Raw genomic sequence first — 13,988 nt, 5'->3', positions numbered from 1 at the left:
GTTCGGCGCCCCCGTCGGCATCCGATCAACCGGCCAGCGGCGGCGAGTCGTCGGAAACCGGCGGCTGCTTGGTCTTGTCGTTCGAATGGTGCAGGCCGCGGTTCAGGCGGTTGTTGGAGGACCCGCCCGAACCTGGGGTCGCCTGGAAGTAGGCCCATTCATCGGCCTGGGCGTCGAAGTAGTTCAATGACGGGTCGGTGTCTTCGTGGCCGTAGTGCGAGTAGGCGTAGCGCAGGAACTCCAGCCGGTCGCCCCAGTCGTCGACTGCAACGCCGTCGTCATGCGCCTGCGCGAAGAAGGCGCCTTGCTCGTCCGTCAGGGCGTGCCACTCGTTGGCCTGCTTGATCGAATTGGCAATCTCGACAAAGCCGAATGCCAGGAGGCCCACGACAGCCGCGCCCAGGAACAGCGGGCCCGCCAGTCCCGCAAACACACCGACCGAGCCGAACAACTCGAGCGTGCCGATGATGGCTGCACCGGTGCCAAGCAACCCGCTGGTCACCTGCAGCGTGCCGCCGGCGATGGCGATGCCGTCGTGGTCCTTGATGCCCTTGTCGATGCCCATTCCGCCCAGGACGATGTCGGCGATGCTCGCAAAATCAGTCACGGTGCCGAAGACCTTCAGCACCGACACGCCGATGCGCTGTGCGACCGAGCCCAGCGGTTTGACGACGCTGGTGTCGAAGTGCGACATGAGGTTGCCGACCGCCACCATGTCGTCGGCCGTCAGGGCCGCGCCCAGAGGGACGTCCGTGAGCGTGCGAAGCCCGTCGAAGGCCGTGTCGAGCAGCTCGGACGGCAGCCCGCCGCCGCCGGGCCAGGTCTTGCCACCCGGCAAGAAGCTGGACTTGCCCCAGACCTCCGGCAATGTGCGGTCCAGGCCCAGGAACTTCCAGGTTGATCCGGCGTCCTTGCTGTCGAGCTTGCGCATCCAGTCCACGAAAGATGCAAAGCTCTTCGACATGTGGCCCGACACCGACAGGAAGGAGATCAGGTCGCGTGCCGCGCCCCAGCGTTCCAGTGGCGTGCTGTTGGGACCGAAGGCACCGTTCTTTCCAACCTTGTAGCCGAACGAGGCCAGCGCGGCCCCGCCCGCGATCGTTCCCCAAACGCCCATCTTCTGCGTTTCGTGGAAGAACTCGGTGATCTTGCCCCGTTGGTCGCCGGAGACAACGCCATCCATGGCCTTTTCAAGATCTGCATCGGTCATGGCCGAAAGATCCTTGCCACCGACCATCAGCTTCTTGATGACCAGCGACAGGTCGTTGACATTGGCGCCGCTTTGCTCGAACTTCTCCAGATAGCTGATGAAGTTGAGTTGGGACTGCGACAAATGGCGGGTGATCCCCGAGCCGCTGCGAAGCGATTGGATGAGGACCTCGATGCTGTCCTTGGTCGCCAGCTTGATCGCGTTCGGATCAATCCGCTCGGGGTGATCCATGAGGTTCTGGAAGTCGGCCTCGTTGGCGTTGATCAACACCTGCTGGCCGGCATCCTGTGCCAGTGCGGGATCCAGCATGGTGAGGCTGGCAAGGTCACGCTGGAGCATCTGCTCGGCCTGGTCGTTCAGGCCCGCGTCGCGCAGTTCCTGGATGGCCGCGGTGTACTCCTCGCTCGTGAGGGAGTCGTGCAGCTTGTTGGCCATCGCATCGCGCACGCCGGGGGGCAAGGTCGCCAGCAGGTCCTTGGTTCTCTTCTGAAGGTCTGCGCTGACATCCTTGTCGCCCAGCAACGCCTGGAATTCCTTGTTGACCTTGCCCTCGCTGAAGATGGCATGCATCGTGGCCGGGGAGATCGGCTCGGCCTCCGGCTTGCCGTTCGGGTAGGTGCGGACGGTGCCGAAAAGCGATGGCTCCTCGGTATAGGGAATCAGCTGGTAGCCCTGAGAGAGCGCCACCTTGTAGTCGAAGTAGCGCACCAGCTTGGCCTGAGGGCTGTCCTTCGAATACTTGTTGTCCTTCACGCCTTGGCGGTACTCATCGATCATGTCGATGAAGGCCTGGTCTTCGATCGAATACTTGCCCTTCGAATGGTCGTTGGGGTCCTTCCACCGCGTGCCGTCCTGGGTCAGGGGAGACACGTCGCTCAGAGGCGGCAGGCCGTGGGCGGCGCGCACCTGGTTCACCTTGTCTTTCGCATCGGCGGCAGCCTTGGCCGCAATGTTCCCGTAGAGCGACGGGTTCGTGGCGTTGCGCACCACGTGGACCTGGCCGTTGACGGTGTAGGTGTACAAGCCGCCGGCGACGTTGTAGTGCTTGATGTCGGTGACATCCTTGGATTGCACCGTGGCAATGTCGTTGTCGATGACAGGCGCCGTCGCCGAGGTCGCCAGGGTGGACAGGCTGTTGAAGTCCGTCGGAGCCAGCGTCGCAATCTCGTTGATGTCGACACCCAGCTTCTTGTGGATGGCGATGACCTTGGCCGGATCCATCGAATTGAGAGCGTCCAACTGTTCGGGGCTGAGTTTGGCGAGATCGTTGAGGAGCGGCTTGTCGCCAGGGTTCGCCATCACGTCGATCCCGCCATGCAGCTTGTCCCATACGCTCTTGAGCGTGGCTGGATCGAAAGCCAGCAAGTTCGTGATCTGCTGCGGATTGCGGTCTCCGACCTCGTGTTCATCGGGGCCCAGGACCACACCCAGGCGCTGAGCCAGCAGGTGCCGGCGAGCTGCATCGAAGCGTTGCTCGACCGTCGCACCATTGGCGGGGTTGGCCACGTCAGCGACAAAGGCCGGACTCGCCAGTTCTTCGGGGGTGGCCACCATCGCCGTGCGAGCCCACTGGATGGCCTCCTCGCCGGACGTGCCACCGGCCAGACGACGCTGGAGTTCGGCCTGGAACTTCGGGTCCTCGATCTCGGCCAGTGTGACGCCGCCGGCAGCACGGGCCGCCTCGTCGGGCTTCATGCCTGCAGCGAGCAGGAGCTTTTCAATGTCGGCGGCATGGCCAAGCTTGGCCTTGGCGATGTAGTCCGCGTCGTCCACATTGGCCTGCGTGGCGCCGCCGCGCGCCAGGGTCACTGCATCCATGGCCTGCACGCCCTTGCCGACCAGGCCTGCCACCACATTCCTTTGCTCCGGCGTGAGCGTTCCAACGGCAGCCAGCAGCGCGGCCATGTCCTCGGGCTTGACGTTCGCGATGTCAGCCAGCTTGAAGCTCGCGTTGTGCAACGCCATGACCTGCGCCGGATCGACATTCACCAGCGCCGCCATTTGATCCGGGGCGAGCTCCGACATCTCTGCCAGCAGCGCACTTTCCGATCCGGCGAAGTCCTTTTGCAAGTGAGTAAACAGTGCACCCGCACTGCCCTTGTCCGCGCTCAGCAGCTTGTTCACCTGTGCCGACGACAGGCCGGTCGTGTACTTGGCATCGAGACCGAGATTGCGAGCCAGGAGGTGCGCACGTGCCGCGTCGAACCTGGCCGCCAGCGTGTCCCCGTTGGCCTTGTCGGCCACGTCGGCGGCAAACGTCGTGTCGGCAAGCACATCAGGGCCCGCCAACGCCGCGGTCCGCGCCCATTGAATGGCCTCGTCGGCTGGCGTTTTCTTGGCCAATTGCGCCTTGAGCACCGCCATGAAGTTTGGATTCGCCGCCTCGTCGGCCGTGATGGAACCCGCGTAGACCAGCGCGTCGCCGCGGGTGACACCCGCATCGACCAGCGTCTGAACGACAGCGCGGTCGACCTTCTTGAGATCGGTGAAGAACGCGTCGTCCTTGAGCTTGGCCGGGTCGAGATGGCCTGCCTTCACGGCCGACAGCAGCGCCACGGCGTCTTGCAGCGACAGGCCGCGGTTCATCAATGCCGGGACGCTGACGCCGTCGGGCAAGGGCGCTCCTCCCAAGGTGGCGAATGCGTCCGGGATGAGCGCATCGAGGTCCTTGTCGGAGAGCTTGCTGAGCGCCGTCAATTGATCCTTGATCGAACCGGAGAAGCCTTGCTGAACCATCGATGCCAAGAAGGCAAATCCCTTGTTGAGCGACGCCGGTGATGCCTTGAGCAGTTTCTGAATGGTGGCGTCGTCCAGCTCCTGCAGTTGAGCCAAGGTGATGAACGGCTCGGCCGATGGATTCGCCGCCTTCAACTGGTCGAACAAGGCTTGCGCATGGGCGTGATGCACCAGGTCTTCGAACTTCGGCGTGTCCATGGCGGCGATGGAAGCCAGGTTCTGCCCTGCCTTGTGCAGCAACACGACACCGGCCGGATCGCGCGTGCCCATGATCCTGAGCTGATCGGGCGTCAACGCCGAAAGCTCGCTGAGCAAGGCGTTGTCGTTGCCGCCAAAGTCCTTCTGCAACGCAGTGAACACGCTCTTGAGCGCGTCCTTGTCACCCCCGAGCAGGCGCACGACCTGGTCGGGCGGCAAGCCCTTGACGTACTTCTCGTCGACGCCCAGTTCGCGCTCAAGCAGATGCTCGCGCGCCACGGCGAACCGGGCCTCGGGCGTGCTGCCATTGGCCGTGTTGGCCACATCGGCAGCGAAGGCCGGGTCATAGAGCGCATCGGGAGCAACCATCGCGGTGCGCGCCCATTCAATGGCTTCGACCGGCGAGCCGCTCCAGTCCAGGCGCTCCTTGAGCGCTTTCACAAAGGCCGGATCCTTGGCCTCGGCCGCACTGACCCTGGGCGACAGCGCAATCACGTCGTCCGCTTTCATGCCCGCCTGGATGAGCACGGGCACCGATTCGGGATTCTTGTTCAGGGTGTCCAGCAGGTCCAGTGCCTGTTGGTCCGTCAGCTTGTCGATCCATTGCGGGTCGACGGCCTTGCCGAGCTTGTCCTTGAGTTGCTGGCGTGCACCGTCCGCACCACTGTGGACGATCGAGGCCCACAGCGTTCCGAACCACGTGGCGGGATTGGCGATGAGGTTCAGGTTCGTGCCGTCAGGGGTGACGACGGCCTGTCCGGTGACCGGATCGGTTTGCGTCATGGTCGCTGTGCTCCGCATCTTGGGGGCCGGACGACCCGGCCCCGTCTTTCCCTTGACATACCGAGCCGGGCCCCGGATTTCAAGGGGCACGCGGCATGCGTGGCCATCAAAGCAGGGTCTGCGCGCACTCGCCGGCCTCACCGAGCGCCCGTTGGAGCTTGCCCAGTGCAGCCTTTTCGACCTGCCGGATGCGTTCGATGGAGACCATGAATTCGCGCGCCAACTCGTCCAGCGTGCATGCCTGCTCGCACGTCAGCGCGAAGCGCTTGTCGATGATGGTGCGGTCACGTTCGGGCAGGCCGTCGAGCACGCGCCGGACCAGCGCTGTGCGCTGGGCGGTCATCAACTGTTCCTGCGGCTCGTGCTCCTCGGGCATTGCCATGGTGCTCAGGACGTCTTCGTCGTCCATGGGGAGGCCGGGGCAGGCACAAGGACGGCCCGCGGCTGCCGGCATGGGTGCCCCGTGCACGGGGCGTGCCGTGTCGACGTCCGCGGCCATTTGGAGGTCGGTCGTGCGGTCTTCCAGGGAATCGTCACCCTCCACCGCGAGGACGGCCACGTCCTCGCCGGACTGTTCAACTTCCCCGGGGTCCGCGCGGTCGCGTCGGCCACCCACGGCAGACGTTGCGGCCGGCATCCGCACGACGCCCGTCAATTTCAGCACGGCGCCGTGCATGGCCCGCATCACCCACCACTTGGCATAGGTGGCGAAGCGCACGCCGCGCTCGGGGTCAAAGCGCTGGGCCGCCGACAGAAGGCCGAAGTTGCCTTCGGCCACCAGGTCGAGCATGGGCAGGCCCGGCCGCTGGTATCGACGCGCGAACATCACCACCAGGCCCAGGTTGGCCTCCACCAGCGCATTGCGGGCACCCAGGTCGCCAGACCGCATTCGGGCCGCCAGCCCGTACTCTTCGCGGCTTGTGAGCCGGGGCCGCTGCGCGACTTCGATGAGATAGCGCGCTTCGGCGTCACACGACGAAACCGCCGCGCCGTCGATCGGGTGCTGCGCGCCCGGCGCATGCTCACCCGCGATGCGGCCGGCAGGCTGTGGCAGCGCGCGCCGCGCGGCATCGTGGCGCTCGGCCACCACGCGACGGCTGTTGCGGTGCCCCTGCCCTGCCGACAGGTAGTCGTTGTGCAGGCACAGGCTCAAGAAGCGATGGGCAATCGCCAGAGGCATGGATGAAGCGGCCGAGGTGGAAGCATCCAACATGGTCGAGAGCTGCGTTCGAGACAGGCGACATTGCCGGGGAGCGCGGGTGAACCCAAAGCGGATTCAGTATCCGGTCGTGCTTCGCTGCCACGGAGCAGACTGAACCAAAGTTCAGAAAGTCTTCATGCGCCGCCGCCGAAGCCGAGACTACGATCCATCGGCCGGGCACGAGGTGTGTTCGTGCCGCTGCCATGAGCCCCTCATTCATGCCGTGCCGCTTGCTGACCATTCTTGCCCTGCTCTGCGCTGCAGTCCTGTTGGGTGCGTGCGCGGCTTCGGCGCCCAAGCCGGCCGCGCCCAAGCTCAGCGGTGGGCTGCTGGTGCTCCGGCTGGAGGGCCGCTTCGACGCGCCGTCTGCGCTGGCGATCGACATTGCCTCAGCAGGCGGCGACAGCACCTTCTTCAGCGGAAAGCTTCAACGCAACGTGCCGGGCCTGTACGCCGACTATCTCGTGGCCTTGGCACTCCCCGCGAGGGCATACCGCATCACGGCGCTGCGCGAGTCTGCCGATGCGGGCGAGCCCATGCTCTTGCTCGACGTGCCCTTGACCGTGCGCGACGGTGCACCCGATTACCTGGGCCGACTGGTGGTGAAGGCACAAGCCGGGGGCGGTGGCGGTGGCGTTCGCATCGAAGACCAATACGACGAAGACACGCTGTTGTTCCGCACCTCGCTGGCCGAGCTTCGCACGGCCGCGATTGGCCGCGCCGTGCTCAGCGCCCAGGCGCTGGCGCGGGCCACTCGGCCTGCGAGCGCAGCCGGCGCGGGCGCCATGCAGCTGGGTGCCATCGGCGATGCCGGCGCCTTGCTGGCACCCACGTCGCGCGAGCCGTTTGCGCGCTTCTTGCGTCTGAAGCCGCCGCGGGCCTTCGCCATCAGCGACAACGGTGCCCACGGCTTTGCAAGTGGGCCGCAATCGGTGGAGCGCTCGCTGCGAGCGTGCGCCGACCGCGCCAAGGCTTCGGGCTGCCGCCTCTTTGCCGTGGACGACACATTGATTGCCCAAGACTCGTGCGGCGCGGTGATGCAGGCTGGTTCCACCGGTCCCAATATGAAGGCCGGCTGCAAGCCTTCCATCAAGAAGCAGCCATGAGCCTCGCCGCCGGCCTGGGCGACTACACCCAGCTGATCACGCTGCTGCATCCGGTGCTGGCCACGTTCCCGCGCTTCATGACAGCGTTCGCGGTGATGCCCTTGCTCACCCGGGTGGCCGTGCCCATGCAGATCCGCGTGGCCCTTCTGCTGTGCCTGGTGTCGGTGGCCTACCCCGGCATGGCCGCGAGCCTGGCGACCACCGACTGGGGCATGTGGCACTGGATCGGGTTCGTCGTCAAGGAGATGTTCATCGGCGGCATGGTCGGCTATGCGGTCGGGATGATCCTGTGGATGCTCACGGCCCTGGGCGACCTCATCGACGTGCAGGCGGGTTTGACCAACGCCCAGATCTTCGATCCCTTCGGCGGCCACCCGGGTGGGCCGATGTCGGTCTTGCTCAGCCAGCTTGGTGCTCTGATGTTCCTCGGGTTCGGCGGCCTGCAGGTCTTCATGCAGTTGCTGTACGAGTCGCTTGTGCTGTGGCCGCCAGGGGCCTTCACGCCGGACTTGACTCATGCGTTTCGCGACTTCTCGATCGCCACTTCGGGCTCACTGCTCGAAGGGGCCACCCGGCTGGCAGCCCCGGTGGTCGGCGCGCTCCTGATCGTGGAACTGGGCATTGGCTTGATCAACCGCGCAGCGCCGCAGCTCAACACCTTCTACTTCTCGATGCCCATCAAGTCAGCCGCTGCGCTCCTGGTGCTGGCGCTGCTGCTGGCCCATCTGGCCGATACGGTGCGCCAGTCCATCGCCAGCGCCGCACACCTGCTGCCCGAGATCGACCGCCTGTGGCGGCACTGACGACTTCAGTCATGTCCAGCGAAGAAAAGACCGAGAAGGCCACGCCCCACAAACTGCGTGAGGCGCGCAAGCGCGGCGAGGCGGCGGTCAGCAAGGACTTGAGCAGTGCCGTGGTGTTTGCCGCCGTGCTGGGCCTGCTGTGGTTCGGCAGCGGAGCCAGCCAAAGGCACTTGCAGCGCATGCTGCTGGCGGCCCTGGATGTCGTGTCATCGGGCGGACACGGCCCGCAAATGGCTGCCGCGCTGGAGCAGATGCTGGAGGCCGCGCTGCACGTGATCGTGCCGTATCTGCTGCTCGCCGCCTTGGTGTCGATCGTGATTGGCGTCGTGCAGACGAGGGGGGTGTTTTCCACCGAGCCCATCAAGATCAAGTTCGACCGCCTCAATCCGGCCGAGTCGCTGAAGCAACTCTTCTCGACCCGGCAGCTCGGTGTGCTGGTGCAGATGCTGTTGAAGCTCGCTTTGCTGGGCGTCGTCCTGGTGTGGACCGTGCAGTCGTTCCTCGGGCCGATGGTGCAGGCACTTCACGGCAGCGCGGCTGATGGGTGGAGCGTCGGCGACTCGGCGCTGCGCATCCTGTTTGCCGGCGCCGCGGCCGTGTTCCTGTTCCTGGGCCTGGTCGACTTCCTGCATCAGCACTTCGAATACCTCAAGCGCAACCGCATGTCGAAGACGGAGCGCAAGCAAGAGCGCAAGAACACCGACGGCAGCCCGGAGGTCAAGGCGGAACAACGCGCCCGGCGCCGCGAGCTCATGTCGGCGCCGGTTCCCATGGGCGTGGCCGGCGCAAGCGTCGTCGTCACCAATCCCACGCACTTCGCCGTGGCCCTCTACTACGAACCCGGCGTCGTCGATCTGCCGGTGGTGGTGGCCAAAGGACACGACGCGCAGGCCATGGCCATCCGTGCCGATGCGGGCCGGCATGACGTTCCGATCATGGAGAACCCACCCCTGGCGCGCGCCTTGTTCAGCAGCATCGAACTGGGCGAACGCATCGGTGACGAGCACATCGATGCCGTGGCGGAGGTGTTTCGCTGGGTCCAGCGCTTCAAGGCGGCCCGTCATGCGCCGCATTGAGCAGGGCCTCGGACGAAATCACGGTCCCACTTCCTGCCTTCAAGCATCGATCGGTTCGGACGCGGCCGCGAAGACCAGGCACACCGCCGTGCCCGCGCCCGGCTTGCTGACGATCCTCGTCCTGCCGCCTTGCGAGCGCACCAGCCACTTGGCGATGGTGAGGCCCAGTCCGAGCGAGACATGGGCGTCGCGGTCTTCGCGGCGCCTGGCGAATCGCGGCGCTGCCTGCCCCGGCTCGCAGGTGCTCATGCCCGGACCATCGTCGACCACCGCCAGCACGACCTGCCCTTGTGGACGGGCTTGCACCGACACCTGGATGCGCGTGCCCACCGGCGTGTGCAAGATGGCGTTGTGGATCAGATTGAGCAAGACCTGCCGAAGCAGCACGGCATCGGCCACGATGAACTGCGCGCCAGTCAAGCGCACCGAGATCGGGTGCTGGTGCTGACATGCCACAGGTTCGATGCTGCGCACCGCGTCAACGGCAACACGGGAGGCGTCGATGGTGGTGCACGGTGCCTCCAGCAGGCCACCGTTGGCCTGAGCCACCAGCAGCAGTGTCTCGATCAGCTGCTCCATGTGGCGGCTCTCTTCCAGCATGGCCACGATGGCCGCTTCGAGTTGCTCGGCCGTGGCACCTTCGAGCAACACCTTCTCTGCGATGCAGCGTTGCGCCGTCAACGGGGTCCTCAATTCATGGGCCGCCTGGCACGCCAACTGTGCATGTCGGCGCTGCACCTTGAGCAAGAGTTGGCGAAGTGATGGCACGCTGTCTGCTGCCGGCGGGGTGTCGACGTCGAGCAGTGACATCGGCCAATCCAGGGCATCGGCTGGCCCTTGCGCGTCGGTGGGTGGCATTCGGCCAGGTGCGATTCGGTTGGCCGGCATCCACGGCCCGAGATGCGACGGCAAGTCTGCGAGCAACGGCGATTTGTTGGTGCTGATCAAGCTGCAGGCCCCTGGGTGACCAAGACGTCATCACGATCGAAGCGCTCGTCGTGACACGCCGTCCTTGAAGTCGTTTCGCGGCGCACCGTCCTTACGACGATGGTGCCGTCGGCGCATCCTTGTTGGGCGGACGGCGCGCCGCACGCGCAAGGATGGCGACCTCATAAAGAACCAAACGCAGGCCGGGTCGCAATCCGGACAAATCTTTACAACCCGCTTCGCTTTGCCTGCACACCTTGAGCAAACAACCCTTACGATTCCAACGTCACACGTTTCATTCGTGAGGGTGTGCACCCCAACCGCAACGAGTTCCGTCGTGGATGACATCTCTGACGCATCGCGCCAAGCTGTACCGCCCTCGCCGGCCATCGAGCGTTTCTTCGCGACCGAATATGAAGGGCTGCGGCGTGTCGCCCATGCACGGCTGCGCCGTTCCGAGAGCGTGACCTTGCTGGACACCACATCGCTGGTGCACGAGTGCTATTTGCGCTTTCTGCAAGCCGGCCAAGGCAGCCTGGAGCAACCCACCGAATTCGTGGCCTACGCCTCGCGGGTGATGCGCTCGATCATCGTCGACTTCATCCGCCGACGCCGAGCCGATCGCCGCGGCGGCGACGCAGAGCACATCTCCTTGGACTCCACCGCCGCGCAAGCTGTTCGCGACCCCGAGCAGGAAATCCTGGAAGTGAGCGAAGCACTCGACCTGCTCGCCGCGTGCGAGCCGCGGCTGGCGCAGGTTGTCGAGATGCGCTACTTCGGCGGGCTCACGGAGCCGGAGATCGCGCAGTGCCTCGGCGTGACCGACCGTACCGTGCGTCGCGACTGGGAGAAAGCCCGCCAGTTGCTGCGCGTGGCCATGACCCCCAGCACCTGAAGGCCGGAGATCAGCCATGTCGCGTGAACTGAGCGTTGCCCAACTGGCGGCCTTGTCCCGCTTGTGGGATGAGGCCCAGGCCCTGTCGGAGCAGGAGCGCGCCGCATGGCTCGCAGCGATGGAAGGCGAAGACGCCGGTCTGCGTCCCATGCTGGAGCGCATGCTGGCTGCCGCGAGCGCTGACGACACGTCCGCCTTCTTGCACACCTTGCCCAAGGTCATCGACCCGGACCATGCCGCAAGCCGCGGCGCCGGCCCCGCTGAAGGCCGCAGCGTGGGCGGCTATCGCTTGCTCAGGCGCCTTGGCGCCGGTGGCATGGGCGCGGTGTGGCTGGCCGAGCGCAGCGATGGCCTGATCAAGCGCCCGGTGGCCTTGAAGCTGCCTCATCCCTGGCTTGTCGACACGCAGTCCAGCGAGCACTTCAAACGTGAGTGCGAGATTCTCGCGGCACTCACCCATCCGCACATCGCCCGCCTGTATGACGCGGGCATCGATGCCTCGGGCCAGACCTACCTGGCGCTCGAATACGTGGAGGGCAAGACGCTCACCGAGCGCTGCAACGCCGATGCACTGACGATCAGGCAACGACTGGAACTCTTCCTGGATGTGCTCGAGGCCGTGGGCCATGCGCATGCACAGCGCATCGTCCATCGCGACCTCAAGCCCTCGAACATCCTGGTCACGCCCGACGGCCAGGTGCGCTTGCTCGACTTCGGCATTGCCAAGCTGCTCAAGGACGACGGCAACGAGACCGCGACCACCCAGACCGCATTCGCCGCGCTGACGCCCAGCTACGCCTCGCCCGAGCAAATCACCGGGCAGCCCACCCGCACGTCGGCCGACATCTATTCGCTGGGCGTGATCCTCTACGAGATGCTCGCCGGGCAAGGGCCTTACCGGGTGAAGAACCCCACGCGCGCCAGCGTCGAAGCGGCCATCCTGGGCGGCGACATCGAGCCGCCCAGCCGCAACACCACGGCCGAACATGCACGCCATTGCGCCACCCCGCCGGCGAAGCTCTCATCCGAGCTGCGTGGCGACCTGGACACCATCGTGCTGACCGCTCTCAAGAGAGCGCCGCACGAGCGCTACGTGAGCGTGCAGGCCCTGGCCGACGACATCGCCCGCTACCTGCGCGGCGAACCCGTGCTCGCCCGCCCCGATGGCATGCTCTACCGCTACGGCAAGCTGCTCAGCAAGCACCGTGTCGAAGCCGGCGCGCTCGCCGCGGTGTTCCTGAGCTTGACCATCGGCCTCGTGGCGGCGCTGTGGCAGGCGGAGCAAGCCCGTCAACAGAGCCGCATTGCGCAACAGCAAAGCGACACCGCCGAGGCCGCGCTGAAGTTCCTGGAAGACATCTTCGGCGCCAACTCGAAGGACCAGCCCGACCCTGCGAAGGCCCGCACCACCACGGCGCGTGAGCTGCTGGACGCCGGTGCGCGTCGCATCGACAGCTCGCTCAACGACACGCCCGAAGCCAAGCGGCGCTTGCTGGGCACGCTGTCTCACATGTACAACGAGCTGGAACTGCCTGACGAGGCTGCAGCGCTGTTTCGCAAGCGCCTGGAACTCACCAAGTCGCTCTATCCGAGCGGCGACCCCGCGGTGCTCGATGAGCAAATCCAGCTGGCCTACATGTCGATCGGCGCGACCGGCCAGGACCAGGCTCGGCCCATGCTGAGCGATGCGTTGAAGACGCTCGACCAGAAAGGCGACCGGACCTCGTCAACGCGGGCGCGGCTGGAACTTGCACTCGCCGTGCTGCTCAAGCTCGAGGCGGCGCCCGGCGACCTCGACGAAGCGGTCGCCCACGCCGATGCGGCGGTGCGAATCCTCAAGGCTCAGAAGCCCTCGACCGACCTGGCCGAAACCTTGCTGGAGCAGGGCAACGTCTTGTATGCGATGGGCCGCTACACGAGTGCCCGTGCCAGCCTGATCGAGGGTGTGCAAGTGGCGCAAAGCCTGGACATGAACCCTGCCGACGTGGCCGACATCCAGATGCAGTTGTGCCTGGTCGAAGCGGATCTCGGCAACGCCGCTGCCGCGGAGCCGCTGTGTCGTCAAGCGATCACCACCCATCTCGCCAAAGGTGCGGGCGACGACGTGGCCATGCTCGACAACGCCCAGTTCGCCGGCGTGTTGTTCAACTCGGCCCGGCTTCGAGAAGGCCTTGCGCTGATGAAGGGCCTGCATGTCGGGCAGGGCAAGGCACCGCCCGCCACTCCCTTCGGCTACTCGGCCGAAGCGCGGGCCCGGCTCGGCGACGGCTTGACCCGCTTCGGAGACATCGACGAGGCCCTGGAGAACCTGCAGGCTGCGGACAAGATGGACGTCGTCGCGTGGAAGCGCCCGCGCGTGCAGCGCTTCGTGCTGCCGCGCCTGGCTGCCTGCTACGCTGAACTGGGTCGGTTCACCCAGGCTGCCGACACGCTTCAGCAGGCCGAGACACGCCTGTCCTGGGGGGCCAAGCGCAACTCGCCGTCTTACAACACATTGATGATGGTGCGTGCGCAACTGGCCCTCGCCCAGGGCCAGGCGGCCGAGGCCACTGCCGCAGCCGCGGCCTTCCAACTGCCGGAAGGTGAAACCACGGTCACCTCACCCGATGCGCTCGAGCAACTGACCCTGCTGGCCGAGGCCGACGTGGCCAGTCAGCGCTTTGAACAGGCGCTGTCCAGGAGCCGCCAATTGCAGGAGCGCGTGCGGGCCAGTGCGCATCCGCAGCACAGTGCCGCATGGGTGCAGCGCATGGCCCTTGTCGAAGGCCGCGCCCTGTTGCAAAGCGGGCAAGTCGCGCAGGCGATCGAGCCGCTGCAACGCGCGCTGCAAATGGGCCAGCAATTGCTGGGCGCCAACAGCCCATGGCTGGCCGATGCCCATGTGTGGTTGGGCCTTGCCCAGTTCAAGCACGGTGAGCGCAACATGGCGTTGAATCAGGTGGCGGCGGCTGCGGCCATCCACGCCGCACACAAGGAACTGGGGTTCCACCACCGCAGCCTTCTGGCGCAACTGCAACACGAAGTCGATCACCGCTGAACACGGTGAAGAGAAC

Annotated in this window: 8 protein-coding genes; 5 read left to right on the top strand and 3 right to left on the bottom strand. The window is 65.8% G+C overall.

From position 1 onward, the window contains the following. Window positions 1-25: 25 nt before the first annotated feature. The gene (locus DZC73_RS27885) at window positions 26-4,927 is read right to left on the bottom strand and encodes a hypothetical protein (protein ID WP_124543679.1); all 4,902 of its coding nucleotides are present in this window, start codon (window positions 4,925-4,927) and stop codon (window positions 26-28) included. 106 nt (window positions 4,928-5,033) lie between these two features. Then, complete coding sequence (locus tag DZC73_RS27880) at window positions 5,034-6,107, bottom strand: sigma-70 family RNA polymerase sigma factor (RefSeq protein ID WP_161974782.1); 1,074 nt, start codon at window positions 6,105-6,107, stop codon at window positions 5,034-5,036. 224 nt (window positions 6,108-6,331) lie between these two features. On the opposite strand from DZC73_RS27880, the gene DZC73_RS29860 reads away from it, so the two are divergent. From DZC73_RS29860 to DZC73_RS27870, 3 genes are read left to right on the top strand one after another with little or no spacing between them, the layout of a single operon-like run. Continuing rightward, the gene (locus DZC73_RS29860) at window positions 6,332-7,234 is read left to right on the top strand and encodes a hypothetical protein (RefSeq protein WP_161974781.1); all 903 of its coding nucleotides are present in this window, start codon (window positions 6,332-6,334) and stop codon (window positions 7,232-7,234) included. Further along, window positions 7,231-8,037, top strand: a complete 807-nt coding sequence (sctT, locus tag DZC73_RS29855) for a type III secretion system export apparatus subunit SctT (RefSeq protein ID WP_161974780.1) — start codon at window positions 7,231-7,233, stop codon at window positions 8,035-8,037. Before DZC73_RS29860 ends, sctT begins: the two co-directional genes overlap by 4 nt. Window positions 8,038-8,048: 11 nt before the next feature. Next, on the top strand, window positions 8,049-9,113 hold the full coding sequence (locus DZC73_RS27870; protein WP_124543676.1) for an EscU/YscU/HrcU family type III secretion system export apparatus switch protein: 1,065 nt from the start codon (window positions 8,049-8,051) through the stop codon (window positions 9,111-9,113). Window positions 9,114-9,152: 39 nt separating this feature from the next. On the opposite strand, the gene DZC73_RS27865 is transcribed toward DZC73_RS27870, so the two are convergent. Then, window positions 9,153-9,923, bottom strand: a complete 771-nt coding sequence (locus tag DZC73_RS27865) for a sensor histidine kinase (RefSeq protein WP_161974779.1) — start codon at window positions 9,921-9,923, stop codon at window positions 9,153-9,155. A gap of 454 nt (window positions 9,924-10,377) precedes the next feature. Here DZC73_RS27865 and DZC73_RS27860 point away from each other — a divergent pair, with 454 nt between their 5' ends. Together DZC73_RS27860 and DZC73_RS27855 are read left to right on the top strand one after the other, a co-directional pair. Beyond that, a complete protein-coding gene (locus DZC73_RS27860) occupies window positions 10,378-10,935 on the top strand; it encodes an ECF-type sigma factor (RefSeq protein WP_161974778.1) in 558 nt (185 codons plus the stop codon). Between the two features lie 16 nt (window positions 10,936-10,951). Beyond that, window positions 10,952-13,972: a serine/threonine-protein kinase gene (locus tag DZC73_RS27855; protein WP_124543673.1), complete on the top strand. Its 3,021-nt coding sequence runs from the start codon at window positions 10,952-10,954 to the stop codon at window positions 13,970-13,972. The last annotated feature ends 16 nt before the right edge of the window (window positions 13,973-13,988 follow it).

Origin of the sequence: Rhizobacter terrae (assembly GCF_003852895.1) — a bacterium.
GTDB lineage: Bacteria > Pseudomonadota > Gammaproteobacteria > Burkholderiales > Burkholderiaceae_C > Albitalea > Albitalea terrae.
Note: the sequence above shows the minus strand (reverse complement) of the source record. Positions and strands in the feature narration are given on the sequence as shown.